Annotated in this window: 23 protein-coding genes and 1 pseudogene; 15 read left to right on the plus strand and 9 right to left on the minus strand. The window is 65.5% G+C overall.

Annotated features, from left to right (window positions below; all coding sequences use genetic code 11):
• The first annotated feature begins 178 nt into the window (after positions 1–178).
• Together ACWEO7_RS24200 and ACWEO7_RS24205 are read left to right on the plus strand one after the other, a co-directional pair.
• On the plus strand, positions 179–1,369 hold the full coding sequence (locus ACWEO7_RS24200) for a Fic family protein (protein WP_452426314.1): 1,191 nt from the start codon (positions 179–181) through the stop codon (positions 1,367–1,369).
• Between the two features lie 773 nt (positions 1,370–2,142).
• Entirely contained in the window at positions 2,143–2,736 is a 594-nt protein-coding gene (locus ACWEO7_RS24205) for a transglycosylase SLT domain-containing protein (protein ID WP_452426316.1), read from the plus strand.
• Positions 2,737–2,921: 185 nt separating this feature from the next.
• Here ACWEO7_RS24205 and ACWEO7_RS24210 read toward each other — a convergent pair whose 3' ends face one another.
• Both ACWEO7_RS24210 and ACWEO7_RS24215 read right to left on the minus strand, forming a co-directional pair.
• Positions 2,922–3,611 (minus strand): esterase/lipase family protein, encoded by a 690-nt coding sequence (locus tag ACWEO7_RS24210; protein ID WP_379253031.1) that lies wholly within the window; start codon positions 3,609–3,611, stop codon positions 2,922–2,924.
• Between the two features lie 537 nt (positions 3,612–4,148).
• Complete coding sequence (locus ACWEO7_RS24215) at positions 4,149–5,369, minus strand: helix-turn-helix domain-containing protein (RefSeq protein ID WP_452426318.1); 1,221 nt, start codon at positions 5,367–5,369, stop codon at positions 4,149–4,151.
• Positions 5,370–5,644: 275 nt separating this feature from the next.
• On the opposite strand from ACWEO7_RS24215, the gene ACWEO7_RS24220 reads away from it, so the two are divergent.
• The 7 genes from ACWEO7_RS24220 (at position 5,645) to ACWEO7_RS24250 (ending at position 9,891) form a co-directional block, all read left to right on the plus strand.
• Positions 5,645–5,860: a hypothetical protein gene (locus tag ACWEO7_RS24220; protein WP_355072875.1), complete on the plus strand. Its 216-nt coding sequence runs from the start codon at positions 5,645–5,647 to the stop codon at positions 5,858–5,860.
• On the plus strand, positions 5,857–6,066 hold the full coding sequence (locus tag ACWEO7_RS24225) for a hypothetical protein (RefSeq protein ID WP_452426320.1): 210 nt from the start codon (positions 5,857–5,859) through the stop codon (positions 6,064–6,066). The genes ACWEO7_RS24220 and ACWEO7_RS24225 overlap by 4 nt, the downstream gene beginning before the upstream one ends.
• Before the next feature lie 114 nt (positions 6,067–6,180).
• Positions 6,181–6,690, plus strand: a complete 510-nt coding sequence (locus tag ACWEO7_RS24230) for a DNA-directed RNA polymerase subunit beta (RefSeq protein WP_452426322.1) — start codon at positions 6,181–6,183, stop codon at positions 6,688–6,690.
• A 151-nt stretch (positions 6,691–6,841) separates the two neighbouring features.
• Positions 6,842–7,381, plus strand: a complete 540-nt coding sequence (locus ACWEO7_RS24235) for a DUF3558 domain-containing protein (protein WP_452426324.1) — start codon at positions 6,842–6,844, stop codon at positions 7,379–7,381.
• 15 nt (positions 7,382–7,396) lie between these two features.
• Entirely contained in the window at positions 7,397–7,771 is a 375-nt protein-coding gene (locus ACWEO7_RS24240) for a hypothetical protein (RefSeq protein WP_452426326.1), read from the plus strand.
• Positions 7,772–7,784: 13 nt separating this feature from the next.
• Positions 7,785–9,065 carry a hypothetical protein gene (locus ACWEO7_RS24245; RefSeq protein ID WP_452426328.1) on the plus strand — a complete coding sequence of 427 codons (1,281 nt, stop codon included), beginning with the start codon at positions 7,785–7,787 and terminating at the stop codon, positions 9,063–9,065.
• A gap of 61 nt (positions 9,066–9,126) precedes the next feature.
• The gene (locus ACWEO7_RS24250) at positions 9,127–9,891 is read left to right on the plus strand and encodes an ESX secretion-associated protein EspG (protein ID WP_452426330.1); all 765 of its coding nucleotides are present in this window, start codon (positions 9,127–9,129) and stop codon (positions 9,889–9,891) included.
• Positions 9,892–10,558: 667 nt separating this feature from the next.
• Here ACWEO7_RS24250 and ACWEO7_RS24255 read toward each other — a convergent pair.
• Entirely contained in the window at positions 10,559–10,993 is a 435-nt protein-coding gene (locus ACWEO7_RS24255) for a hypothetical protein (RefSeq protein WP_452426332.1), read from the minus strand.
• 181 nt (positions 10,994–11,174) lie between these two features.
• Here ACWEO7_RS24255 and ACWEO7_RS24260 point away from each other — a divergent pair, with 181 nt between their 5' ends.
• The gene (locus tag ACWEO7_RS24260) at positions 11,175–11,645 is read left to right on the plus strand and encodes a MarR family winged helix-turn-helix transcriptional regulator (RefSeq protein WP_452426334.1); all 471 of its coding nucleotides are present in this window, start codon (positions 11,175–11,177) and stop codon (positions 11,643–11,645) included.
• Positions 11,646–11,715: 70 nt separating this feature from the next.
• Here ACWEO7_RS24260 and ACWEO7_RS24265 read toward each other — a convergent pair.
• From ACWEO7_RS24265 to ACWEO7_RS24275, 3 genes and pseudogenes are all read right to left on the minus strand, one after another.
• Positions 11,716–11,889 (minus strand): annotated as a pseudogene (locus tag ACWEO7_RS24265) (IS256 family transposase); the annotation flags it as partial.
• 141 nt (positions 11,890–12,030) lie between these two features.
• Positions 12,031–12,438 (minus strand): hypothetical protein, encoded by a 408-nt coding sequence (locus ACWEO7_RS24270; RefSeq protein WP_452426336.1) that lies wholly within the window; start codon positions 12,436–12,438, stop codon positions 12,031–12,033.
• Positions 12,439–12,539: 101 nt separating this feature from the next.
• On the minus strand, positions 12,540–12,722 hold the full coding sequence (locus ACWEO7_RS24275; protein WP_452426337.1) for a hypothetical protein: 183 nt from the start codon (positions 12,720–12,722) through the stop codon (positions 12,540–12,542).
• Positions 12,723–13,831: 1,109 nt separating this feature from the next.
• Between ACWEO7_RS24275 and ACWEO7_RS24280 the strand changes: the two genes are divergently transcribed.
• Positions 13,832–14,329, plus strand: coding sequence for a hypothetical protein (locus ACWEO7_RS24280; RefSeq protein WP_452426339.1), 498 nt, complete (start codon positions 13,832–13,834; stop codon positions 14,327–14,329).
• 25 nt (positions 14,330–14,354) lie between these two features.
• Here ACWEO7_RS24280 and ACWEO7_RS24285 read toward each other — a convergent pair whose 3' ends face one another.
• On the minus strand, positions 14,355–17,798 hold the full coding sequence (locus ACWEO7_RS24285) for a phosphotransferase (RefSeq protein WP_452426341.1): 3,444 nt from the start codon (positions 17,796–17,798) through the stop codon (positions 14,355–14,357).
• 135 nt (positions 17,799–17,933) lie between these two features.
• On the opposite strand from ACWEO7_RS24285, the gene ACWEO7_RS24290 reads away from it, so the two are divergent.
• The 4 genes from ACWEO7_RS24290 to ACWEO7_RS24305 all read left to right on the plus strand — a co-directional run bounded on the left by ACWEO7_RS24290 (position 17,934) and on the right by ACWEO7_RS24305 (position 22,293).
• On the plus strand, positions 17,934–19,358 hold the full coding sequence (locus tag ACWEO7_RS24290) for a WGR domain-containing protein (RefSeq protein WP_452426343.1): 1,425 nt from the start codon (positions 17,934–17,936) through the stop codon (positions 19,356–19,358).
• Between the two features lie 219 nt (positions 19,359–19,577).
• Complete coding sequence (locus ACWEO7_RS24295; protein WP_452426345.1) at positions 19,578–19,781, plus strand: hypothetical protein; 204 nt, start codon at positions 19,578–19,580, stop codon at positions 19,779–19,781.
• The gene (locus ACWEO7_RS24300; protein ID WP_452426347.1) at positions 19,778–20,002 is read left to right on the plus strand and encodes a hypothetical protein; all 225 of its coding nucleotides are present in this window, start codon (positions 19,778–19,780) and stop codon (positions 20,000–20,002) included. Before ACWEO7_RS24295 ends, ACWEO7_RS24300 begins: the two co-directional genes overlap by 4 nt.
• 95 nt (positions 20,003–20,097) lie before the next feature.
• On the plus strand, positions 20,098–22,293 hold the full coding sequence (locus ACWEO7_RS24305) for an elongation factor G-like protein EF-G2 (RefSeq protein ID WP_452426349.1): 2,196 nt from the start codon (positions 20,098–20,100) through the stop codon (positions 22,291–22,293).
• 103 nt (positions 22,294–22,396) lie between these two features.
• Here ACWEO7_RS24305 and ACWEO7_RS24310 read toward each other — a convergent pair whose 3' ends face one another.
• Both ACWEO7_RS24310 and ACWEO7_RS24315 read right to left on the minus strand, forming a co-directional pair.
• Positions 22,397–24,493 carry a hypothetical protein gene (locus tag ACWEO7_RS24310; RefSeq protein WP_452426351.1) on the minus strand — a complete coding sequence of 699 codons (2,097 nt, stop codon included), beginning with the start codon at positions 24,491–24,493 and terminating at the stop codon, positions 22,397–22,399.
• Positions 24,490–25,614 (minus strand): hypothetical protein, encoded by a 1,125-nt coding sequence (locus ACWEO7_RS24315; RefSeq protein ID WP_452426371.1) that lies wholly within the window; start codon positions 25,612–25,614, stop codon positions 24,490–24,492. The genes ACWEO7_RS24310 and ACWEO7_RS24315 overlap by 4 nt, the downstream gene beginning before the upstream one ends.
• Between the last annotated feature and the right edge of the window lie 233 nt (positions 25,615–25,847).

The following is a 25,847-nucleotide window of genomic DNA, read 5'->3' on the forward strand; positions in this document are numbered from 1 at the left end:
TGACGTGCAGCGGCCGCGCGTTCCGGTGTCGGATGGACGCAGGATCCCTTCTGCAAGTCGTCGCTTGATGCCCAACGAAGCTGAAAAGTACAACAGCGACATCTTTATTATACTTTCACTACGCTAAAGTATAATGAACTCGCAGACTGTGTACGTTTCTCCGGCGAAGGGAGGTTTCATGGGCTGGCCACCCCATCGCTTCGAGACCCGCCCATGGAACCCACGACACCGGCAGGGCTCACGGGCCGACCGCACTCTAGCCGAGATCGAAGTTTCGATTCCGCCCCGGATCGCCGACCTTCCATACGCACCCGCAGGCCGCGTCGCACGAGCACACGAAGACGCGATCATCGCGATAGTGCGACTCGAGGCGGGCTTCGGTCAGCACCTGGCTCCGCTGGCGGACTTCCTGATGCGAAGCGAGTCCGTGGCTTCTTCGAAGATCGAGCACATTGATGCGGGCTGGCGGGCCTTCGGCAAAGCGGTTGCCGGCGGAAAGGCCAGCGACGAGGCCAAGGCACAACTGGCTGCGGTCCGCACGCTGGCAGCACTCGTCGCCGCAGCCTCCGAGGGGCCGATCCGCCTCGAGTCCATCCTCGAAGCACACCGACTGCTGATGGCTCCCGACTACTACACGGCCCGAGACTCGGGCACACTGCGAACCGTCCAGAACTGGATCGGCGGCAGCGACTACACCCCGATCGACTCGTTGTTCGTGCCGCCCCCACCAGAACTGGTCGCCGAACTGATGGACGACCTCATCCTCTTCCTCGACCGCAGCGACTTGCCGATTCTCGCGCAGGCCGCCATCGCGCACGCGCAATTCGAATCGATTCATCCGTTCACCGACGGCAACGGCCGGATCGGGCGCGCTCTCATCAGCGCCGTCCTGAGGCGGCGCGGCCTCACCCAGCGGGTCACGGTCCCATTGGCGTCGGCAATGCTCGCGAACACAGAGCGCTACTTCGGGCAGCTCAATGGTTACCGCGAAGGCGGTGTCGACCAATTCGTGGAGTACATGGCAATCGCGACGATTCATTCGTGCGAGGCAGCACACGAATCCGCCCGCGCCCTCGCCGAGCTTCCCGCGCGGTGGCGCGCCATCGCCAAGCCCCGAGCCAACTCGGCGGATGAAGCGGTACTCGCCGCGTTGCTCGACACGCCGATTCTCAATGCCGATGCCGCACAGGCGATTACCGGAACCACCGAAGCCAGCGTCTACCGAGCTCTTGGCAGATTGACCGACGCTGGCATCCTGGAGGTCTTGTCGGAGAACAAACGTCACCGGATCTGGGCCGCATCCGACGTGTTGGCCGAACTGGACGCGCTCAGCGCAGCCATCGGACGGCGAAGCCAAGTAACTGGCTGACGCTATATCGATGTCGGCTCCGATCCGCTTCTATTCGATCTTGGGGAGAACTCGCCGCTGGCAATGCATTGGAGGCCAGAGGATCTCGTTCGAGCATGCGAGTGGATCTCGACCCGAATCGGTCTGTTCGGCCCCGGGCGGACGCCCGGATAATCTGCGTCCAGGACTCGAGGATGCCGAGCGATGCGAACGGAATCGACTCATCGGACGTGCGGAACTTTTCGCGCAGCGCGATCTTGTAAGCCGGTCGGACTGGTTGCGAGGTAGTCGCGAGAAAATTGCCCATGTCCGCTCCGAGCTGTCAGCACAAGGGTCGATACAGAGTTCCAGTAATCGGATCGAGACAAAGTTGGTCTCGTTACTGCAAAATATGAATTTGTGGTCCAAATCACGTTTGGCAGCAAAATACCTGGTTGTGGCGTTGATAGATGTAGCCGTCAGGCGCTTACAAGATCGCTGATCCGAATCATTAACTGACTGTTTGCCCTGTGTTAACCAGTCGTGATCAAGCTGAGATCAGGTCTGAGCGGGACCTGGGAAACAGCTCCACAGCACACGGCTTGTTTCTCTTCGGGTACGACAGCGGCACCGACGGGCATCGCCCCGAGTTGTGCACCGCGTCGCGCCGCCAGGAATTCGAACCCTGGCCTTCACAACGAAATCCGAAAACCGCACACGAGCCGAGATGGCGAACACCTTACCTGGTGCCCGCCGTGGATCCGCGCTGGGTTTTCCCGGCCGGATCGCCGCACGAACAAGGAACTGATTTCTCGATGTCTGACGCACGCCTTTCTTTTCTCCGCCGCCCGTCCCTTCGTAAGGGCGCTGCCCTCGCCGCCACCGTCGGCGTGATCGCCGTCGGCTTCTCCGCCGGTGTGGCGGGGGCCGACGACAGCGCTCCGGCGCCCGTTACGCCGGTCGCCGCGCCGTTCGATCTCCCGGCTCTGCCGGGACTGCCCGCGCTACCCGAGCTGCCCACGGTGCCAGGGCTGCCCGCGCCTGCTCCCGCGCCAGAGGGTCTCCTGCCCGCGCCGCCGCAGGTCTACGAGAACAACCTCGACGGCTGGATCCGCCAGTCCCTCGACGTCATGCGCCTGCACGGCATCCCGGGGAGCTACGAGGGCATCCACCGCAACATCATGCGCGAATCCGGCGGCAACCCCAAGGCCATCAACCTGTCGGACTCCAACGCCGCCAAAGGCACCCCCTCCAAGGGCCTGCTCCAGGTGATCGACCCGACCTTCAACGCCTACCACGTCGACGGCACCGCCTTCGACATCTGGGACCCGGTCGCCAACATCACCGCCGCCTGCAACTACGCGGCGCACCGCTACGGCTCGATGGACAACGTCAACGGGGCCTACTGAGCCTCGAACTCGGATCCGGCAAGCGCCTCCTCGTCTCCTCGACGCGGAGGCGCTGCCGATTCCGGGTGCGACTGCACCACCGCGGCACCGCTGTTTCAGCCCTGTCCCCACGACTCGGGCTGGACTTCTTCGACGCGGAGGCCGTCGATGCTCACGGACAGCTTTGCCTGGCTGGGCTCAGCCGGCTACTTCACGAAGTCGCGCACGCCCTCGAAAACCGTCGACGAGGACAGCAGCGCGATATGGCCGAGGCACGCCGTCTGGGTGTTGGTGGCACCGCTGAGAATCGTGCTCTGATCGGGGTTGATGATCTCATCGCACGGCGACCACCAGGTGCCGTAGTTCACCCGGCCGGGGGTTTCGTCGGTGCTGTTGAGTTCGGCGAGGAAGGCTGAGCCGGGCAGCATCTCCACGCAGGAGGCGTCGAAGCATCCGTTGGCGACGTCGGTGCCGTGATTGGGGCCGGCGATGGAGACCCAGTCGTCGACGACATTCAGGCCGTCCAGCTTCTTCAGGTACCAGCGACTGTTGAGGCCGCCCATCGAGTGGGAGATGATGTCGACCTTGGCGGCACCGGTTTTCGCGCGCAGCGCATCGGCCTGCGCTTTCACCTGTAGTGCGATGTCCTTGTTCGACTGGGTGGTGTCGTAGCTGAATCGTGCCATCTCTTCTGCGGAGTATCCCGCGTCCAGGAATCTGCTCCACATGTAATCCCAGTCCGCCGCCGATCCGTGCCAGCCGTGGACGAAAAGGATAGGATCTCGCGCCGGCGCCGCAGCCGCCTGTGGCGTGGCGATGCCGAGTGCAGCCGTAGCCGTCGTGACCAGGGTGATTGCGGCCATGCCTAGGCGGCGTGTGATCGACGTGATGCGCATGATTTGACTCCGATCTGCTCGCTGCACTGCGAGCAGACAGAAGGTAGCGCCTCAAGGCTCATCCGGGGCATTGTGAGACTTGGTTATTTCAACTTGCCGCCGAGTCCTTGGATCTGTCACGACATTCCGCGAAGAAGGTCCTGGGCGAAGCTACGCCGCGCCGACGAGCTGACCGCAGAGGGCAGGTCGGGAGAGGTGTCCAGAGCCTCGAACCCGTGCCGTTGAAGTGGCGGGCCGCCTACCGTACATACTCTTCCGAATACTCACGTCAGCTTGGCGATGAATCCGACCGGCTGACGCTTGTGCCGACACCATCACCGCCGCCCGCTGAATCCGGACCAGCCGCTTGCCGCGCAGCGGGATATGGGCCAGCTTGCGGCCGCCACCCCGGACCGTGGGTTACCGCCTCGAATTCCGGACGCGGCACCTGGGACGGCGCGGCGCGCCAGGACCCACCTCCGAGCTAGATCTCGGGGCGGCGAGTCCTGGTTCGCGCTTCCCACGAACTGGGCGATGCCGACGAACGGATACGAGGTATCAGACTTGTGCCGCGCGCCGGGCCAAGAAGTCTCGAACTTCCGGGACCCGGGCATGACCGCGAACCGTATTCGCGATGGCATCGATTCGCTGGTGCAGGCGGGTGGACGCGAGTCCGGCGATGGTGTCGTAGTTATCGGCGAGCAGTGAGCATGCTCGTGCGACGTCACCGGAGCTGACCAAGTTGCGCGCGAGGTTGAGCTGCCACGCCGCCCGCTCCCTCGGCCAAGCCGATGAGCCGTCGATGGCAGCTTGCATGTGTGTCGTTGCTGCCGCGTGCTCTCCGACCCACATTTGGGCTTTGCCGGTGATGAAGTTCAGTTCGGCCTCGGGCAGGAACACCCACTCCGGATCATGCCCCCGAGTAGATTCATACGCACGGAAGGCCCTGCTGATCGCCGTCGTCATCGCGGTCTTGTCTCCACGCGCACCGTGGGCTTCGGCTTCCCGAACCGCCATCAGCGCACGCAGTTTCGGCCCGCCTTGACGAAGGGATGCCTGTGAGGCGGCCTGCGCGTATTGCACCGCCAAAGGGTTCTTTCGCATATCTCCGGGAAGGCTGATCATCAGACAGCTGGCATTCCCCAGTGCATGCGCCGCAGCGATCCCGTCACCTGCCGCATTGGCGGCGTTCGCCGCGTCCGCGTAATACCGCCGAGCATCGTCGAGACGCCCGGCGTCGTAGTGCACCCACCCGGCGGCAGTCATCATCTCGGCCGCGGCCCTGGTGAGCGCCCGACCGACCGCCTCGGTGTAACTCCCCTGGTCGAGAAGCTGCTCGACATAGCGGACTTGATTGGCCGCCACCCGGCACAATCGGTCGCCGCCGACCACCAGATCCAGTTCGTGGATCTCGTTCACGCTGTCTATGAGGGCTTCCACGTCGCTCGCGCCGACTTTTCCGGCGGACGCCGACGCGGCGTTCGCGGGGGCGGAAACCGACATCATGGCGGCCCCCGCGCTTACTGTTGCCCCTGCTTTGAAGAAGTTGCGACGGTCCACATCTGCCTCCCGGTCCGACTCCACTACCAGTATGGCAAGCGGAACGTCCAGTGCACGGGCTACGAGCCGCAGGACGCGAACGTCGTGCGAGGCCGGGCCGCCGCGCTCCAGACCAGAGACGGCGGGCTGCGAGAAGTTGATGAGCGCGCCCAATTCCGTCTGCGTCATGCCGACGGATTTCCTGATGCGCCGAATCACTTCGCCCGTGGTCATGTACATGGCCGAGCGTCCCCCGATCGTTGGTCGAATTTCCCCACAGCTTTTACCCCGAAAGCGATTGCCCCGGCAGGATATACGGCTCTTCGCATAGCCGGAACGGAAACCGCGATCCGTGCTCCCACCTCGGTGTTCGCGCGACCTACGTTCGGTCGCGGGTGCCCGGTGCCGGGGCGGCGCCGCGCCCTCAGCGGCGCACCGGCCGCCAGAGTGGCGGGCCGGTGGCGAAAGCCCCCGGTACCGGGCACCGGTCGATCCGCGAGACAGAGAGGTTTCCCGTGTCCACGCATTCCCTCGCCATGTACCAACTCATCGCCTTGTGTGACGCGGCCGCTCACCAAGCGCCGATGCGGCCGCTCAGCATCCGCCAGGCCCATGAGGTGATGCAGATCCATGTGGCCTGCCGCGCGAAATACTGCGCACGCAAAGCGGCGGCGCGACAGGTGCTGGTCGACAGCGGACGGATGGTGCCGGACCCGAGCAGGCCGCAGTGAAGGCAGCTGCTCCCGGACCGCCGAACCGGCGCCGCCACATCCGAATCGAAACCGGTCCGCTGCGCCTGGACTACCAGGCGAGCGCCGAACAGGCGGGAAGCGTCGCACGCGCACTGGCGCAACGGTTCCCGGAAATCACGGTGACTGTCGACGACAACCTGGACGACGATCTCCCGCACCTCCCCTGCGCACAGCTGTGGGACTGATCGCTCCGCGCCGCCACCCCATCATCCTCGAAATGCGAACGGAGACTGCAACGATGCGATCTGCCCAACTCGAGCAAGGCCGACTCCACCTTGATTCGTGCTGACGGGGCGGCCATGAATACAGAGTCCGCCTCCGATCCCACACTCATCCGCTGCCAGCGCTACCGGCACGTCTATGGCCTACCGTGCTACGTACACGAGGAAACTCGGCGAATCACCCTGCGCGCGGCAGACGTAGGCGCGGTCACCGTGCCCGAACGGCTCGGCAGAATGGTCCACACCGACCTGGCCAGACAATACTTGCTCGGTCCCGTCATCGCACACGGCTCCGGACGCTGGACGATCCTCGTCCGCCCCGACGACACCCACCAGCTCGCCAACGACACCGACCTCTTCGTCGCACTGCTGCGCGCCTCCGCGACGATCGTCCCCGACGGCGGCGAGATACCGCTACCCTCCCCCGCCGACGAACGAACGGGATACCGCCGGTGGGTCGTCGCACCACGCGACGCGTTCCGCCCACACATCAGCACCGTCGTCCAGTCGATCATCATCTGCGCGGACCGAACTGCACACCATCACTACGGGTTCCGAACGCCTGAACAGCCTCGAGACCACCCCTAGCAACGCCAACCCGACTGCGCGCCCGTCGATCAGATGACGCAACGACCCGGAACTCCTGATCCGAACGAACCGAATCCGGTGGAACCGAAGACCCTGTATATGCGTCATAGACTTCAGGGACGACTTTGACTGCCCGGATCGGGAGGCTTCGGTGGGACGACGGACGACGGCGACGGTTGTGGCGCTCGCTGGGGTGGCGCTGGTCGCTTCGGGGTGCGATTCGGGCACGAACGGGACTGCCACGCCCAGCACGACCGATACCTCGGCGGCCACGGCCGCCCTGTGGGATCCGTGCACGCAAGTGTCGGATCAGGTACTTCAGAAAGTCGGCGTAGGCCCGTCGACGAGAGAGTCCGGGGTGGGTGGCGTCGAAGAGCCCGGATGGAAGCACTGTAACTGGAGCAATGCCGACTTCACACTCGGCATCTGGTCGACAATTCATTCCGTGGACGACTTCAGGAGGAAGGAAGGAAATATCGACTTCACCGATGTCTCCGTCGGCGACCGAAACGGCGTTCAGTACCGTCGAGCGAAAGACAAGTTCGACGAAGACTGCGACCTGGTCTTTCCTGCAAGCCATGGCGCACTGAGTATCACAATTTACAACCATGCCTCATCGAAAAATGTGATCGCGCCATGCACCAGGGCGATGAAAGCCGCTGAGACTCTAGTCCCGATATTTCCGCGCTGACCAAGGAGATCATCTATGGCTATGGAAGAGGAGGTATCGCGCTGGCGATACCTCGCTGACGAAGCGAAGGCTGGCCGCCTCTACCTGGACCGCTCGGTTGCGAAAGCATGCTGGGATGCCTGCGATCGTCAGATCCAGCTCTACAACTCTCTCCGGACGAACCTGAAGGATGTCGAGGTGGTCACGGGCCTCGGCAAGTTCGACTGCTCTGACGATCTAGCGAACATGCTGGGAGCCAAGGCAATCGGCGGCGACGGCGATGTGGACTCCGCCCTCAAAGAGCACATCGAAGTACTGACCCTGATGCGTGATACGATCCAAATTTCCGTGGACCGCATCGGCGCACAGGACGACTCCAACGCGCAAGACACGAGCAATCTGCTGAACTGACCGGGGGATGATCATGGGCCTGCCGTTCTTGGTAGCGATTGGCGCCGCGCTGTACGAGCAGTCGAAATCGGGCCCACCGGACAGCGGTTCGCGCGACGAGAGCCCCGACGCGGCCATTGCCCGGAACCGCATCACCGAAATCATGCGCGCCGGTAATGATTTGCAGACCCAATCGCCGAAAGTTCCGGAGAGCGCGTACAAGACCCCGGACGGAATCGATGATCTCTACCAACGCGTGCAGGCGATGTCGATCACCGATGTCGTCGCGCTGCACCAGCGGTGGGAGTCCATTCGCAACCGGCTCGAGCAGGGTTTGCAAGGTTTCGCCCCGGAGATCGGCAAGGCCATGGAAGGCAAATGGGAGGGGGCGGCGGCGAAGGCCGCGGCGGACGGGATCAAGGAGTATGTGGACAAGTCCAGCGGACTGATCAGCTCGGTGCAGATCGTCGCCGAGAAGGTGAAGATCATCCGATCGGGTATCGAGGTCACCCGGCCCGCCGTGCAAGAAGCACCCGCCCATACATGGACCAGCGACGTCGCGAGTTGGGTGCCGGGCCCGACCTGGAAGCTGAACCAGCATCGCGAGGACGCCGCGCACAACGCGTCCGTGAACGTCGTCAAGAACGTCTTCTACCCTGCCGTCCGGGAAGCCGACACCGGCGTTCCACTGGTACCCAAGCCGTACAACCCGGTGCACAATTCGAGCGATCAGCCGTCCGCCCCGAACAGCGGCTGGCAGCCGTCGTCCAGCACCGACATCGGCACCGCAGACAAAGCCACCACGGTGGACCCAGCACAGCAACCGGGTAGCGAGAACACGCCGGAGAGCACGGTCCCGTCCAGCACGAATCCTGGTGCCCAGCACGAAAGCACGCCCGAACAGAGCGCGACCACACCCGCGAGCACGAACCCGTCGACCCAACCGGCGAACACCAATCCCGGAACCGATCCATCACTGACCCGCCCCGGAACACCGAGTCCCGGATCTCCCGGCACTCACAGCCCGGGCACGCTCAACCCGAACGCTCCCGGCCTCGGCACTCCCGCACCGGGTCGCAGCATCAACGGTGTCCCGGGCGGCGTCCCCGCCGCCGCTTCCGCGCGGCCCGGCACCGGTCGGCCGGGAACGAGCGGCATGCCGGGCATGATGGCGCCGGGCGCTCGCGGCAAGGGCGACGACGACAAGGAACACCAGACGAAGGACTACCTGGTGAACCAGCGCAACGGTGAGGAACTCACCGGTCTCGGCGCGGAGAACAGTGTGAAGTCGGTACCACCGGTGATCGGCGAATGAGCCGGACCGGTCTCGACGCCACGCCACCACGCGCGGGGTCCATGACGAAGGAGCCGGTTGCATGAGCCGACGGGACTGGTCGTTCACCGCGCTCGGCTTCACGGTGCTGTGGCGGGCCGTCGAGCGCGACGTGCTGCCATACCCCTTGCAGTACAGATCCACGGCGGAGACCGTCGCCGATTACGAGTCGGAGTGGAAATCCGAAGCCGCCGGACTGCACCGTCGCCTCGACGAGTCCCTGTACAGCGCACTGCGTGTGCTGGCCGAACCCGAGGCACGTGTTGAGATGGCGGGTTTCAGCGGGAAGGACAAACTGCGCGTCCACGCGGCCGTGCACTATCGGCACGCCGTGCTGCTGGTACAGGAGCCCACCGCATCGCCGGATCGTGGTGGGGCCGTGCACATGTCACTGATCGACGCGGAAAGCGTGAGCCGCCGAGTCATCGACCACCTACCCGGCGCCGCACGCGGCAGCGGCCCCGGCATCGAGATCTCTCGGCAGGAACTCGACGCCGAGGAGGACGACGAACCATACCGCGTGGGCGCGCCGCTTCCGCCCCGCGCCCGAGCCGAGCAGTTCTTCGAACGCCCCCGCACCACCATCGCCCACGTCGCGGTCTACGCGGGCCCGGCCTGGGACAACCGCCCGGCGCCCGCCCGCGGCTTCCACGTGATGGACTACCCCGACGGCCGCTACCTCGTCCGCAGCGGAACCACCATCAAGGCCGTCCCCGCCGACACCACGGAAGTGCGATCCCAGCTCGACCGGGTCGTACACGCAACGATCGCGGCCTTCCGCGAGGAAAACGATCCCAGCTACACCTGACGCCACCCTCCACACACGCAACCGGGACCAGGCGGGCCAGAGAAGTGAGCCAACGATCCAGCGCTGCAGACGCACCGGAGTTCACCAGCCCGATTCTCTGGGCAAACCTTGGTTTTCGATGGCACCGACGACATGATATGGCCTGTTCGATGGCCTACGTGTGGTGTACCCGCTCAGCGACGGCCGGATCGGTCGAACCCGGCTGAGCTGGGAGACAACCAGAGGCCGAGAGGTCCCGCACAAGTCGATCGGGACCGAGCCACCGAGCGAGGGCAGCGGATCGCTTCATTCTGCAGCCCGCGCACAAGACACAAAGAGCTGCTGCAACCGCTGCCCGTCGACCAAGCCCCCGCCGAACTGTTGTTCAATCCGGTGACGCGGGCATTTGCCTCCTGAAGTGCGGCTCGACAGGGCAGGTTGACCGCCCCGCGCGCTGTTGCCAGTACTGGTGTAACCGCCGCTCCACAACGGCCGCCGAATCAGAGGAATTGTCAAAACCTGTGTATCGGTATGTGTCAGGCGGCCCCCGTTCCGGTGGCGTCGGCCGAGCAGGTTGACGATCCGGGTGTGGTCTCGCGGGGAGTTCGAGCAGTTCGCCCTTGTGGCACAGGGCACCGGCGCGGGCGAGCGCGCCCAGTTCGGACGCGTCGACCTTGTGGCAGCGCGCTCAGTCGGTGGATGTCTTCTGACGCCTCAGGACCAGCGCTAGCCCGATGACGACCAGCACAATCATGAGAACCGCGGTGGCGACGTTGTCAGGCATTCCTAGGAATTCGGGGCGATAGAGGGGATGGCTGTAGACGGGATCATCGACGAAGAAAGCCGAGGTGCCGGGCCAGCAACCCGCGGCGAGCACCGCGATCCAGAAGGCGCCGGCGAGGTAGGCGCCGGTTGCCATGCTGAAGCGATCGGTCACCGGGCGGCCGAGCAGGCATATCAGCGCACCTACGCCCAGGCCGATGGCGGCGAAGAAACCCATCGCGGTATGCAGCTTGGCGTGCGGCAGCCAAGCGGGATTGTTCATATGTCTGCTTGCCAGGATCACTCCGTCGAGCAGGACGGGGACAACGATGGTGGCGATGCCGACGACAACCAGCAGCACCCGCCCGACGTGGGGTACCTCGGTGCGTCTCGGTGGATCCGAGCGGACCGCGGCGCGTTCGGTGGTGGTGTGATCGGACATCGGTATCCTCCGACTTCATGACAGGATATTATCTCAATCGAGATAGTATCAAGTGAGATACATCTGGTCGAGTGATCGACCAGAGAGGTAGCCTCCCGCCATGCCTATCCGTGACGCGACACCGGACTACGCCATCGGCCCCCTCCTGCAGCGAGCGCACCGGCATGCGGCTGACGCGTTCAACTCGGCGCTCACGGCACTGGACATACAGGGCAGGCATTTCGGAGTGCTGATGACCCTGCAGCGCCTCGGCCCGATGAATCAGACACGGCTGGTAGAACATCTCGGCGCGGACAAGTCCGCTATGGTCCGAATGATCGATGATCTCGAGTCCAGAGGATTCGTCAAACGCTGCGACGACCCTGCCGACCGGCGAGCGGTCGCCGTCACACTGACCGAGTCCGGCACCAAGGCGTTCAAACATGCGGAAACGATCGCCGAGGCCGCCGCCGACGACCTGCTCGAGGGATTCGATGCCGCTGAGCGCGCGCAATTCAAACGACTGCTGGGAAAATTCGTGAACGTTGCACCCAGTGACGTCGCACCATTGCCCGGCCGCGGACAACAATGAGCATCAGCACTTCAGAATGGGCGCCCTCCTTGCAGTGCGGAGGTTGGTCACGTTAGGTGGAGCGGGTCGGTGCCTGTTCTGGAGGAACCGTCGAAACGTTCGACGATTCGTGAAACCAGCAACGCTGTTCTCGCGTTTCCGGGGACACATCGCGTAGCGCTCTCCAGAATCCGAGCGCGCCGTCCCCGACCGCCGGCACCGGCGCGGTCATGCCGCGCCGCCGGCAGCCCCGCAGCAGATCGGCTTACGACTGACTACCGTAAGCACGGACGTACCATCCCGACCGGCGTTGGCGCGCCGGCATGATCAAGACTTCGGACTGATAGATCATCCGGGAAGGTGCGTCCCTCCCGTCATCCACAGGTCCTGATCATTGCTCGCCGAATCAACCTGCGACGGTGACCGTGACTTCATGTGTGGCCCCTGCGAGGGGATCGGCGAGATGGATATCCAGGACCCGTCGTCCGCTGCTGTCAGCCAAGTGCGGGTCTGGAGCGTGGAACACGGTGTAGGAGTAGCCAGCGCTGGAGCTAGTAGCGCCTCCGATTTCGATGGGACCTCGCCCGTCGACATGGAGGACAGCAGTGGGTCGATGGTTCAGCAACGAGGGCGCGTCGTCCGAGACGGCGATCGCGGTGTAGTCGAACTGCAGTCCGATCGGGGTGGACAGGATCGGGGACAGCCACCCCCGGATACCGTTTTCCCCGTTGCAGACGAACGCTGGTGAGCTCACGCGCACGAGGACCTCGGGACCGGTGAACGAGTCCGTGTCGGGGTCGGGCCGGGTACGCATCGAGAGTTCTCCTGTCAGGGTGAGGCGGAGCCGGCCGTCCCAGTCTTCCTCGAGCTGAGCCGAGGAAGCAGACCGGGACGGCCGGCACCGGCGGTTGATCGTCAGAAGTCGCAGGGCACGGTGTACTCGTGGGTGTCGAGGACCTCGGCCTTATGGCTTCCAGCGGTCACTCTCACCTTCATGCGGTAGGTGCTGCTCGTGGCATGTTCGCACTGATCGATGTTGAAGTGCAGGCTGATGTCCGGCGAACCCAGCTGATGGCTGGCCGATTCCCGCTCGGTCACATCGGAGAGAAAGATCCCGGTGTGCTCGTTTTGCAACGTGGCAGTCAGATGGTGGGGATGCCAGCCAGTGCCGGTGCAGTGGTTCTCGACCCCCCCATTCCAGGATGTTGTCGACCTTCCGAACTGGGTGGAACCAGCCCGCGCATCCTCCCCCCTTGAAGTCCGGGGCCTGCGCCTGGGCAGGCGCGGCGGCGACGCCCACAGCCGCCATGACGGCGGCGAAGGCAGCCACCGAACGGACACTCGTCGCCGTCAGGACGCGACGGATGATGATCGAAGTCGTGGTAGACACGGTGCTTCCTCCCAAAAGCGATCCTGCCAAGACATAGAGCGGCAGAGTTCCCGAAACGGCACCTCCCCGTTGCGGTACCGCTCACCTACTTAGACTCCCGGGAAGCCGTTCCGGTTCCATTCCTCTCTGAATCAAGCACTCACCGCCGATTGCGTGGTGGCCTGAAGATTTCAAGATCGGACGCCGCAACGACGCCATTGCTCGGAGCAAGTTTGTCCAGGATGCGGGAAGGGCCCCACAGCGGCAGGCGCTTCGACGACTCGGCCGAGAATGTTCGCCACCACCGCCGCGATCACTGGGGCGCAGCAAGCCGAAGACGACCCACCGGTGCGAGTCCAGCTGGGACCGGAGCTTGCGGGGCACTCGCGCCTGGCGAAAGCTGGCGGGGTGCTGCGGTCGATGAGCGACGTACGCTGCCCCACAGACGATTTCGGTCTTCCCCGCGGTGCCGATTGCGACCCGTAGTCGCCACGCGAACGGCCCATCGGCCCGACGACAGCCCATCGATGCAGGTCACACCGCTACTCCCGCCAGTGACAACAAACACAGCGCCGGGTGAACATAACCTTGCCCTATGCCTCGCTGGAGTACGCACCGACGGAAGCCGGCGGAGGTGGGCCGGCTGGCACGAGTCGGCGGGGATCCCGAATCATTCTCGGCAGCAACACTTTCCAGATCGATAACCAGATCGATCACCGCCGCCGCGAGTGGGCCCGGCGCATCGTCGAACGCGCACAACCAAGCACCGCCGCCGCGAGTACATCCGGGCGCACTCGCACCGAAGAGCGAATCCGATTCGCAGACCATAGTGATGGCGATGCCTCCGCTGCCACCACCACGTCAGGACGACGAGCCGCACCGGCTGCATCACTCGGGCGCGGCCGCTTTCGTCGGACTCTGCGTCGGTGTGGTGCTCCTGCTGGTGTCGGGGTGTCTACTGGTGAACCACCCGACGGGGACGTCGGCGTCGTCCACGGCCCTGCGCACCAGCGCACCCAGCGCCCCGGCACCGACGTCCACCGTGCAGAAGACAACGTCGGTAGCGGCTCCCCCTCCGGTCGGGACGGGCATCGGTGTCACCTTCGGAAAGGTCGTCGCCAATGACGGCACGACGATGGTGGTCAGAAACGCGTTCACCAGCAGTAGCGTCAAGGTCCGCGCCGACGCCAACACCAAGGTGAACGTCCTGGTCGCCAAACAGGCGACGGACATCCGCGTCGGCGCTATCGTCGCCGTCTACGGACGGCGGTATCCGGATCACACGATCCTCGCGGAGTTCATCACCGGCATTTCGATCGGGGCCCCTACCCGGTGAGCACGGGCGTACGCGGATCGCCGCGTCAATCACGCCCGCGCAACGCCGCTTCCACCGCCGCGTCGTCGACCGGCTCGGTCTGTCCCCACACCTCTCGTGCCAGCCGTAGCTTTCCGCACATGCTGGCCACCAACGCCGCCTCCGCCGCCGCGTCGGCCCCGCCCTGCTCGATAGCTTTGCGGTAGCGAACCGCATCGACGACGACCGATTTGACCCGCTCGTGTGCGAGGTAGGTCCGCAGGTCGCGACGCCATTGCCCGATCGCGGCCTCGGGCTCGGCGGCGACCCACGCGGCGAGGAACGCCTCCTGCTCTTCCGGCAGGTAGCCCATCTTGTGCAGATGCGTGGCCACGTCGTAGACCGGGTCGCCGTACAGCGCGAATTCCCAATCCAGGAATACGACCCGATCGTTGCGCACGATCATGTTCTTCCGGTGCACGTCAGCATGCAACATGCGGAAAGGCCTGGCCTCGAGCGTGTCCCACGCCGCGAGGATGTGTTCGAGCGGCTGATCGGGCACGCCCAAGCGGCGGTACAGCTCGCCGAAATCCGCAGTGCTGTCACGGTGCACGCGGGCGGTGACGGCGGACAATCGGCGGGCGAACCCAGCGGGTTCGTCACCCCAGTCCGGCTCGACCGGCGGCAGTAGATCTCGTGGGATGCGCCGAAGTTCCCCGAACAGCGCCGCCACATCAGCCGGTACATGAGCCGGAACTCGGACCCCGCGCGGCGCGATGCGATCCAGCAGGTCGCCGTCGATGTAGTCGTGGATCTGATAGGCGGGGTGAACCGATTCCCAGCGCAGTCTCGGCGCCGCGGCGACGAAGGGCTCGATCGCGATCAGCACCGCGGGTTCGGGCCATTGCCGCAGGTCCATCACATCGGCGCCGTCTACCGGAATCCGCACGTTCACCGCACCGGCGACGCCGTCGACGCGGACGTTGTGGTTGTAGTACCCCGCGGCCGACTGCGACCGGGACAGCGCGTCGATGTACATCGCCTCGGCGTCGACACCGATCGCCCGGGCGATCACGCGTGCGGCGTCGCGGTCCACACCCGATCCGGGCGTCGGCGGCTGAATGCGCGACCGTGCGGCCGCCGCGGCTTCGGAGATGTCGGGTTCGGTCCAGCCGTACAGCGCCAGGACCGCTCGCGCGACGAGGACCAGCCCCGGATAGACGTTCGCCCCTTCGAATTCCGCGATGGCCCAGCGCGCACTGCGGACCGCGTCGTCGCGCTTCCCGCGGCGCGCGAAGACGCCCGCGCGGAACAGTTCGGCCCTGGCCCGACCGGAGCGGTACCCGGCCTGCTCGAGAATCTCGCACGCTTCGGCGAGCGCGTGCTCGGCGGCATCCAGCTCGCCGAGCGACAATCGCGCCAGACCCAGTGCGGTATAGGCCTTTCCGAGTTCGTGCAACGCGCCGAGCTCACGCTGCCGCACGATCGCCGTCCCGGCGGCCTCGATCGCCCGGGCCGGGTCCGTGAGCGCCAGGAGTTCCGCTAGGTTCGTCGCGACATTCGCCTGTCCGACAACGCTGCCCGCGGCTCGATAGTGGGTGTCGGCCTCCGTCAGATACCGGGCGGCGCGTTCGGTGTCGAACGCCAATCGGTAGGCGAGATGACGCAACCGGGCGATGTCGCCGAGGAACTCGTGGTCGTCCTCCGCCATCGCGACGAGCTCCTCGCACATGCTCAGGGCCTGACCGAATCGGCCCTGGCACATGTGCAAATCGGCCGCCCACTGCCCCGCGACGAGCCGGGCCCGCCCCGATCCGCGCGACCACACGTCGTGATAGATGGCCAACGCGTCGTCGGTGTCGCCGAGTATGCGGCGTGCGTTCGCCGCGGCGACCGCCAACCGCTCCGCGATCGGGCCGGTCCGGTCCAAAGCGACGTCCCGGGTGAGCCGATCGGCTTGTTTGGCGTCGCCGAGCAGCACCGCCGCTTCCGCTTCCAGGCATCGCGTGAGTTCCGACAGTTCCGCCATACCTGTCAGGTTCTCATGCGGATCGCTCAGATAGCGGTCCAGATCGCTGATCACTCCGCCGATGCCCTGGCTGCCACCCGCCGCCTCGATCCGGTCGACGTATCCCAGCAACGTCACCGCGGACAGCTGCCCCGACCGGACACCGTGATATCCCGCCTCCCGCAAGGCCGCGACCCGGCCGAGCGACCGTTCGGCGCGTGCGAACCACAGGTCGTGCAGCACCCCGTGCAGAGTGCGCCGGACGTCCGGATCCAAACGCCACTGCAACGCGTCCACCATCAATTGGTGCAGCTGGAAGCGCTCACCCTCGTCGTTCTCGTCCGCCGCGTACACGAACGAGTACGCGACCAGGGACTTCCACGCGGCGATATGGTGCGGTAGCTCGAACTGCCGGGCGACCGCGGTGAAGATCTCCTGATCGAAGGTGCGCGGCAGGCCCAGCAGTTCCAGCATGCGAACCTCCTCGGGGCGCACGTGCTGAAGGAAACGCTCGAGAATCGTTTCCGGAGAGACCAATTCGGCGGGCGTCACCCACCCCGCGCGGGTACGGGCATCGATGGCCAGATGCAGATAGAACGGGACACCCGCGCTCGAAGCGGCGATCGCCGCGCGCTCGTCGGGATCCTCGATGCCGGAGGAGTCGAGCAATTCGAAGCGAGCGTCCATCGGCAGGTCGTCGACGGGCACGGCCCGGATGCGGGCCGACCACTCCGAGTCGTGCCGCTCCCAGCCCAGCGGCTCGCGGCTGGCGATCACCACCAACCCGGTGTCCAGCTGCGCGACCACATCGCGTAACCAGGCATCGGACGCCGCCGCGCGGCCTTCACGATCGGCGCCGCCCATCAGCGCTTCGTAGGCGTCCAGGAAGACCACATACGGTTTCCCCTCCGTCCCACTCTTCAGATCCTCCGCGAACAGGTAGGAGACGGCTTCTTCCAGGCCGGCGAGACTCAACCGGTCGAGTTCCCCGAGGACCGGATCGTGGCGGATCCGATGGGTGCGGATCACCTTGCGAGCGCCGAGCTCGAGCAACCGGGTCGCGGTGCCGAAGACCGGGATGCCGGTGGCGTCGTTTAGGATCTCGGTCAGGATCTCGCTGTGCTCGGCGAGTGCGAGCGAGTCCGAGGTCAGGCGCAGATGCGGGTGCATGCGCTGCCACAACACCGCGCGGGCGATGTCGAAGCGGTGGAACTTGATCTTCTGCGCGCCGAACTGCATGCGTAGCACGGCGAGTCCGTCCGCGGCCTGGCGATGACTCGGAACCTGCAGGTCGAGCACCGCCGCCGGGTGTTTCTTGCCGACCCGCGCCCGCAGTTCGGTAACGAGCCGGGACTTGCCGATCCCGCCGACGCCGCCGAGCAGCATGACCCGGGGATGCCCGGCGGCCTCGGCGAGCAGTTCGTCGAACCGCGTCAGCACCGGCGCGCGGTCGACGAACGGACGGCTGGTCGATCCCGGCTGGAACCGCGCGGTCAACACCATGGCGTACCCCCTCCTCATGAGCCCGGCACGATTGTGCCAGAGCCGACCACCGGCGATCTCGGATGCGCCGTCGAATGTCGGTGCCTCTTGCTAACTTTCGTTTCGTTCTGATCTGACGAAAACAGGCGAGGCGCTATGACTATCGGGGGAACCACCTATCTCGAACTGTCCGAGGACAGTGGTACCGCGCACAAGTTCTACGAGGTGATCGTCGCGGGTACGCAAGTGAGCGTCCGTTTCGGTCGCATCGGGGAACAAGGGCAGACGAAGGTGAGTTCGTTCGCCTCCGAGGAGAAGGCGCAGGCGGCCGCGCCGAAGAAGATCGGCGAGAAGGTACGCAAGGGCTACGCGCCCGCCGTGCTGGGTGGGCGGGCCAGGCGTCCGGTGACCAGGCGCGCGATCAGCAGCGGCCGCTCCACCGCGAAGGCGGCGCCCGTGCTGTGGAGTTTCGACTCCGGCGCCGCCGCCTTCGGCATCTTCGTCGACGAGCGCCGCTGCTGGGTCGGCAACGAGAGCGGCGACGTGTTCACCCTGACTCCCGACGGTGCGGTCACCGGCCGGTACCGCCTGCCGGATTCGGTCAAGTGCATTGTGGCCGACGACTTCTGGATCTACGCCGGCTGCGACGACGGGCGCGTCTACGACCTGTCGGGCAAGGTGCCGCGGGCGGCTTACGACATCGCGGCCGATGTCGACATCTACTGGCTCGACATCCACGACGGCATCCTCGGCGTCTCCGACCGCCAAGGCGGGATCACCGTGATCGACTATGAGGAGGAGTCGCTGTGGACGCGGCGCAGCACCGGCGATTCGGGCTGGATGGTGCGCATCGACGCGAACGGCGTCTACCACGGGCATTCCGCCGGCGTCACCAAGTACGACCTGGACAGCGGAAGCACCCTGTGGCAAATGGGCACCGGCGGCGGCGTCCTGTTCGGCTGGCAGGAATCCGACGCCGTCTACGCGGGCACCGCCCGTAACCAGGTCCGCATGGTGGCCAAGAGCGGCCGGGCTGAGCGCGTCTATCAGTGCGACGCAGCGGTCTTCTCCTGCGCCACCTCGCCCGACGGCCGGTATGTCTTCGCCGGCGACAACTACTCCTCGGTGTACTGCTTCGACGCCGCCGGGAACCGCGTGTGGAAGCTGGCCACCGGCTGCGGCTCGGCGTATTCCATGCAGTACCACGACGAGAAGCTGTACTTGGTCACCACGACCGGCACGCTGGCCTGTCTCGATGTCGGCGAAGCCGCCATCCGCGACGCCGAGCAGGGTGTGCTGCCCGAAACGGTGTCGGTGAAGGCTCCCGAGATCTCGGCGGTGGTGCCCAGCGACACCGTCGAGATCACCTCCGAAGCGGGCAGCGGAATCATCGTGGAGTGCGTGAGCCAGGGCAGTTCGCTGCGCGTGCGAGTCGTCTCGCCGGGATATCACCAGGGGTGGAATGTTCAGTTCCCCAAGGATATTCGTCTGGCCGGGGCTCGTTACGTGGTCGAGGGCATAGCGGAGTCGGCGCGCGGCGGCTTCTACCGCGTCCGAGGGGATATCCGCCGGTTGTCCTGAGCGGCAGATGTTCCGGAAGGGAGCGTTCCTCGCACGTCGGCGCGAGATGCGCGAGGGACGTCTCTGACGAGAACACGACCGTTCGGCGTCCTGGCACACTGACAAAAGCACTATCGAATAGGGGGGCTCGATGAGGGGACGATTCATGGGCTGTCTCCCGGAGCAGGACTCCAGCGCCACCGTCGCGGTCAACGAGTTCACCTCTCCACCCCTGCTGGGGTGACCGCCTCGATCATCTGGTTCGGCCTCACCCGTCAGCTGTATCCGGGCACGGTGCCCGACGCCCCGGCGAACGCCCAGCCCGATCCACCGGTGCCCGCTGTCACCGATCTCGACAATCGACTACGACAGACGCTCGACCCGGCGGTTCCCGCGGTGCGGAAACCGCTGCGGGTCGCGGACGACGACAAGGACCGGAGTTGATCACCCGGGTCGCTCAGGCCTTCACCTCGATCACCACGACGGTCGGCAAAGTGACCGGCGCAGGCGGTTACCTCCTTGCGACCGTCGTTCTCACCGGACCGAGCGGCCGCCGTCCGACGATCGTGCCGTTCATCTCGCGCGACGGCTCCTGGCGTATCGACCGGTACCGGGCGTGCGAGAACATCGCCGGGACCGGGCCGCCCTCACCCGCCTGCGAATGACGGGCGCCGCGCCCTGATCTGCCGATTCGTCGACGGAACGCGACGCCCGGTGGGAAGGTGGATGTACGGCAGGTGTCGGCGAAGGAGCGAGACACATGGTGGACAAGACCAACGGAGCTGCCGCGGGCGACGGCGGCGTGATGACGGCGGACCGGCCCGAGCAGATTCGCAACGTGGTCCTGGTCGGGCACAGCGGGTCGGGAAAGACCACGCTGGTCGACGCCATGGCGCTCACCGCGCGGGCGGTCAATCGCGCCGGACGGGTCGAGGACGGCACCTCGCTGTCGGACTACGACGAGATCGAGCATCGCCAGCACCGATCGGTGCAGCTGTCGGTGGTGCCGGTGGCGTGGGACGGAATGAAGATCAATCTGGTCGACACGCCCGGATACGCCGACTTCGTCGGCGAGCTGCGGGCGGGGCTGCGCGCGGCCGACGCGGCGCTGTTCGTCATCTCGGCGGCCGAGGGCGCGGACGGGATCGCGGGAGCGACCAGGGCCTTGTGGGAAGAGTGCGCGGCGGTCGGGATGCCGCGCGCGATCGTGATCACCCATCTGGACACGGCGCGCGACGAGTACGACGTGATGACCGAGGCCTGCCGCACCGTGCTCGGCGGAGGCTCGTCGGAGAGCATCCTGCCGCTGCACCTGCCCGTGTACGGTCCGAAGAATCCGGACGGGCACCGGCCGGTCACCGGCATGGTGGAGCTGCTGCCGCACTGCGTGGGCGACTACTCCTCCGGAGAGGAGGTCCAGGGCGCCCCCTCGCCCGATCAGGCGTCGGCGCTGGAGGAGGCGCGCAATCGCCTCATCGAGGGCATCATCGCCGAGAGCGAAGACGAGAGCCTGATGGAGCGCTACCTCGAAGGCGAGGAGATCAGCTTGGCGACGCTGGTCGCCGACCTGGAGCGTGCGGTCGCGCGGGGCAGTTTCCATCCGGTGCTGTTCGCCGCGCCCGCGCCCGAAGGGGCCAAGCAGGGCCTCGGCACGGTCGAGCTTCTCGACCTGATCACCGGCGGCTTTCCGACGCCTGCCGAACACCCCATCATCGCCAGCAACGGCGCCGAGCCGCACCCGCTGCGCTGCGACCCGGGCGGGGAGCTGGCCGCGGAGGTCATCCGCACCGCGTCCGACCCGTACGTCGGGCGGGTCTGCATGGTCCGTGTCTTCTCCGGCACCTTGCATGCCGATGACACGGTGCACGTCAGCGGACACGGCCTGGAGGATCGCGGCCACGAGAGCCACGAGCTGGACGAGCGGGTGGGCGCGATCTCGGCACCGTTCGGCAAACAGCAGCGCCCGCTGCGCCAGGCGATCGCGGGCGACATCGCCTACGTCACCAAACTCGGTCACGCCGAAACCGGCGACACCCTGTCGTCCACCGACAGCCCGTTGCGGATCGAGCCCTGGCCGATGCCCGACCCCCTGCTGCCCGTCGCCATCCGCGCGCACAGCAAAACCGACGAGGACAAACTCTCGCAGAGCCTCGCCCGCCTCGCCGCCGAGGATCCGGCACTGCGGCTCGAGCACAACGCGCAGACCCATCAGCTGGTGCTGTGGTGCCTCGGCGAAGCGCATCGCGACGTCGCGCTGGAACGTTTGCGGACCCGGTTCGGCGTGCAGGTCGACGTGACCGACCACCAGGTGGCGTTGCGGGAGACGTTCGCGGGCAAGGCGATCGGGCGCGGCAGGCATGTGAAGCAGTCCGGCGGACACGGGCAGTACGCCGTGTGCGAGATCGAAGTCGAACCGCTGCCCGAGGGGTCCGGGATCGAGTTCGTGGACAAAGTGGTCGGCGGAGTCGTTCCCCGCCAGTTCATTCCGTCGGTGGAGAAGGGCGTCCGCGCGCAAGCCACCCGAGGGTTGACCGCCGGATATCCGCTCGTGGACGTGCGCGTCACCCTGTTCGACGGCAAGGCCCATTCGGTCGACTCATCCGACGCCGCCTTCCAGACCGCGGGCGCCCTCGCCCTCCGAGAGGCGGCGGCGGCCGCGGGAATCAGAGTGCTAGAGCCGCTCGCCGAAGTGTGGGTGCTGGTCTCCGACGAATACGTGGGACCGGTACTGAGCGACCTGTCCAGCCGCCGCGGCCGCGTCCTCGGCACCGAGCCGCACGGCGCCGGACGCACGCGCATCCACGCCGAAGTTCCCGAGCTCGAACTCAGCCGCTACGCCATCGACCTGCGCTCGATCTCCCACGGCACCGGCGACTTCACCCGCGGATACGCGCGCCACGAACCGATGCCGAATCAGGTCGCCGCCTCGGTGCGGGGCGAAAAGGCGCGAGCGTAGTCCGCCGCCCGGCCTGCACCTTCATACATCGCGCAGTGGCTGACGAAGACACCGTCGACCGCCACCCTCTGGCCGGGGTGCCACCGGCTTCTGCTCCGGCCACTCAGACCTGCGGTGGCGGTCCGACAGGCGGTGGGCCGGCGGGTGGCGCCGAGCTCACCTTCGGCTGAGGCGGTGCCGTAGCTCCCGGATCGGCGGTATTGGAACCGACATCCAGACCCGTCGGGTGGATGAAGCCCGCGAAATTCCCGTACTTCTCTACCAGCGGGGGGTTATTGGGCTCCAAGGGAACGAGCCGGCCATCGTCGACGATAAAAAGCCCGTTCTCGTTCCTGACGATCAGCGCACTGTGTCTCTCCCACTGAAGGATATCGCCCGTCTTCAGCTCAGCAGGACCATTGACCACCGAGGGGGGATGTTCCGCCGTGATCTCGCCCGCTGTCCCTTTATATGCGGATACCGCATCGAGAGCGGTGTTTTGCGTCTGCTTCTGCAAAGCCTCCGCCACCGGCGGTGATGCCTGCACCTTCGTATCACCGATCTGGACCGTCGGCGTGGCGCCGAGCGCCGTAACCGGCGGCGGGGTGCCAGCGTACGTTGGGGCTGTCACACCGGGGGCCCCCTGCTGTACTGGTTGATTTGCGGTAGCCGTCTGGGCGTTGCGATTCCGCTCGCGTTCGCGCCGCCGGTCCCACTCATCCTGCCGATCTCGATCCCGCTGCTCGTAAGCCTGGGCGTCATCGGGTTGGCGATTCTGCGGGTTCATAATCCCGCTCAGGGCGCTGGTCATCGCTATTTGCCGCATAGTGTCGGCCATACTGTTGTCGCTGCTGGCAGGTGCTGCGGCAGTGCTGATGGGCTGACCCGAAGTGGTTCCGGTGCCACTTCCGGTCCCCGTCCCGGTTCCACCGTATGGCGACGATGAACCGCCGGTTGCAGGGTAACCACTCGTGGTGGATGTATCCACAGTTCCGGTGTCGGAGATCGGCTGGGTGCCCGTACCCGTGGTATCGGTCGAGCCACCGAGCAGATCGTCGTAGGTGGAACCCCAGTCTTCGTTCGACGTGCCGGTTTGCTGGGTCGACGTATTCGTTGCCGGTGGCGGCACATAGGGGCTGTTGTTGCCGACGGAATTGTTGGCGTTGTTATTATTGCTGTTCGCGTTGTTGTTGTTCGCGTTATTATTATTGTGATCCCGGGCGTTCTTGTTGTCGACATCCTCCGCCTGCTGCTGATACTTCTTCGTCGCGTCCCCGTAGACCTTGTCCCATTCCTCGACGGCGTCATCGATGGCCCGGACGTAGTACCTCTGCTCCGCTTCCGCAGTCAGGAACCATTTGTCGTGACCGTCGCCGTTCTGATCCGTATTCTTCTCGTATACGGGAATCTGCATGTCGGAAGTAGGCGGACCTCCGGATCCCTCCGTAAGCTGGTTGCCGGTGCGCGTGAGACCCGAAGGCTCATACTTCAGGTCGTCGTTCAGGTCGTTCATGATCCGCACGAGCGCCTTGAATGTATCGGAACCCGTGATCTTGGAGTCGTACGTGGTACTCGTGACGTCTTTATGATCGTCAGTGTACGTGTTCTGCCGCTTTTCCAGCTGTTCCTTCAGATCCTTGTGCGCGGTCCTCACGCCCGACCAGCCGTCCGCGGAGGTGACCTGCTCACCGTCGAGCACCTGCGTAAAGTCGGGCGCAGCCTTCGGATTACCGAGACCGAGGGTATCGAAATCCCACTGCATGGTGAACTCGGTGTCCTTGATCAGAAGTTTCAGCGCCTCACTAGCCCCTTTCGGCTGATACAGGTCGACATACTGCGCATGCTTCTTCTCATTTTTGAACTTTTCGAAGCCGTATTCTTCGTATTCGACTTTCGCGGCATCGTCCTCTTTGGTCTTCTTGACTTTCAGGTAGTCGTCCGGGTTTCCGCTCTCCAGCGCTTTGACGAGATCCTTGTATTCGGGTTTGTCCTTGAGGTCACCGGCATCCTTGAGGAGTTGTTCGAACAGCGTGTATTCATAACTTTCGGAAGACTTGACGTCTCGAAGCCGGTCGAACGCTTCCTTGAACTCGGTCGAGTTAAGGCCGGCCAGCTTGTCCAACGAATTCTTGGCCTGGTCATCCTGAAAACCAACGGAATCCCAACCCCCTGCTTCATAGTCCTTTTTGATTTGACCGACTACGTCGTCTACCTTGCTCATAAGGCTCTCCTCTGCTCACCGGAGCTCTCGAACCCCGCCGGACCACCCGACATTCCGGCAACGGAGGGGGGAGTTCCGCCATGGCCGACGGCATCGACTCCGCTGGAGCCCACCTCGACCCCGGGGGCGAATACGGCATCGGAAACTGCCGTACTCCTGCGGGGCGTCTCGGTCGCCACGACACGCGCTGCCGCCGGCAGCAAAGGGTGTTCGGCTATCTCACCGTACGCGTAGAGCGCATCCCGCAAAGTCTGTCGATCGGGCTCGCCCGCGGCGAGCAACAGCAGCAGTTCGTCAGCACGGCGTTCGAATACCATGCCGCGCTGAATTTCGGTACCGGTTACGTTCGGGGAAACGCCGCCGACGGGCATGTGAGACAAATCGATCCGCCGTGCTGCCAGTGCGGCCGCCGTCATGGCATCACCGACTCGAATCTCGTCCCACCAGTTCGCGGGGATGGGCAGACCCGCCTGCAGCGCATCGAGGATCGGGGCACGGTGGAAGGAACTCTCCGCGCCGATCCCGGAGATCGCGGTGCGCACCCGGGCATCCGCCGCACGCGCCAATTCGATGCACTTGGCTCGGATTTCCACCTCCGGTACCGCGGAGGCCTGCCACAGCGACTCGTCCGACCCAGCCAGCGCGAGCCGGTCGACCAGTCCGACACCCGGCGAGGTGAGGTCGACGGCGGATTCGGCGGCGGACACCCGATCCTCGATGGCGACATCGTCGCCCAGGGCCATGCGCAGGTTGTCCGATATGGCCGCAGACGACACCAGGGCACTGATGCGGCCGGCCCTGCGCCGGCTCACCGACAAGAAGAATTCGGCGAGCATTCGGGCCGGGTCGGCGGTACCTTCCAAGGCAGCTACGGTCTCCCGGCCCGCGGTACCGAGAATGTTGGCCCACCTCCACGGGATGACGACCTCCGCGGGGAGGAATAGTCCCGGAGGCAGCCAGCCACGACCCTCGGTGGAAGTCAGCAGAACCAACGGCCCAGCCGAAGTCCGCCCCACGCCCACTCCCCACTCGAGGTTCGGAGCCGAATCTCTTACCGCGGCCAACACTCCCGCGAGCAGGGTGCGAGCGAGCGCCAAGTCGTCTTCGGTCCGCTCACCCACCACGAAGGACGGGAGCGCACGCCGATTCTCGGCCGTGTGAAGCGCCGCCGCGAACGGGCCCGCCGGGAGTGGAGCGGGCGGTCGAACGGAGGCACCGCCACCACTGGAAAGAACGGGTCCCTGGCTCGGGGCCGCCATCACCGGCGCGAGCATTCCCTCCCCTGTGCCCGCACCACCGTTCGAGTCGACCGCAGTGTCCGTGGCACCGCTTGTCAGCGGTGGATCGACCGATC

It is taken from the genome of Nocardia sp. NPDC004260 (genome assembly GCF_053603155.1).

What these genes read in the sequence shown, in the direction of transcription:
- ACWEO7_RS24290 (WP_452426343.1), top strand. Translation starts at nt 17,934, where the DNA reads ATGACTATCGGGGGAACCACCTATCTCGAACTGTCCGAGGACAGTGGT.
- ACWEO7_RS24285 (WP_452426341.1), bottom strand. Translation starts at nt 17,798, where the DNA reads ATGGTGTTGACCGCGCGGTTCCAGCCGGGATCGACCAGCCGTCCGTTC.
- ACWEO7_RS24240 (WP_452426326.1), top strand. Translation starts at nt 7,397, where the DNA reads ATGGCTATGGAAGAGGAGGTATCGCGCTGGCGATACCTCGCTGACGAA.
- ACWEO7_RS24310 (WP_452426351.1), bottom strand. Translation starts at nt 24,493, where the DNA reads ATGAGCAAGGTAGACGACGTAGTCGGTCAAATCAAAAAGGACTATGAA.
- ACWEO7_RS24200 (WP_452426314.1), top strand. Translation starts at nt 179, where the DNA reads ATGGGCTGGCCACCCCATCGCTTCGAGACCCGCCCATGGAACCCACGA.
- ACWEO7_RS24245 (WP_452426328.1), top strand. Translation starts at nt 7,785, where the DNA reads ATGGGCCTGCCGTTCTTGGTAGCGATTGGCGCCGCGCTGTACGAGCAG.
- ACWEO7_RS24230 (WP_452426322.1), top strand. Translation starts at nt 6,181, where the DNA reads ATGAATACAGAGTCCGCCTCCGATCCCACACTCATCCGCTGCCAGCGC.
- ACWEO7_RS24280 (WP_452426339.1), top strand. Translation starts at nt 13,832, where the DNA reads ATGCCTCCGCTGCCACCACCACGTCAGGACGACGAGCCGCACCGGCTG.
- ACWEO7_RS24305 (WP_452426349.1), top strand. Translation starts at nt 20,098, where the DNA reads ATGGTGGACAAGACCAACGGAGCTGCCGCGGGCGACGGCGGCGTGATG.
- ACWEO7_RS24215 (WP_452426318.1), bottom strand. Translation starts at nt 5,369, where the DNA reads ATGTACATGACCACGGGCGAAGTGATTCGGCGCATCAGGAAATCCGTC.
- ACWEO7_RS24250 (WP_452426330.1), top strand. Translation starts at nt 9,127, where the DNA reads ATGAGCCGACGGGACTGGTCGTTCACCGCGCTCGGCTTCACGGTGCTG.
- ACWEO7_RS24270 (WP_452426336.1), bottom strand. Translation starts at nt 12,438, where the DNA reads ATGCGTACCCGGCCCGACCCCGACACGGACTCGTTCACCGGTCCCGAG.
- ACWEO7_RS24205 (WP_452426316.1), top strand. Translation starts at nt 2,143, where the DNA reads ATGTCTGACGCACGCCTTTCTTTTCTCCGCCGCCCGTCCCTTCGTAAG.
- ACWEO7_RS24260 (WP_452426334.1), top strand. Translation starts at nt 11,175, where the DNA reads ATGCCTATCCGTGACGCGACACCGGACTACGCCATCGGCCCCCTCCTG.
- ACWEO7_RS24210 (WP_379253031.1), bottom strand. Translation starts at nt 3,611, where the DNA reads ATGCGCATCACGTCGATCACACGCCGCCTAGGCATGGCCGCAATCACC.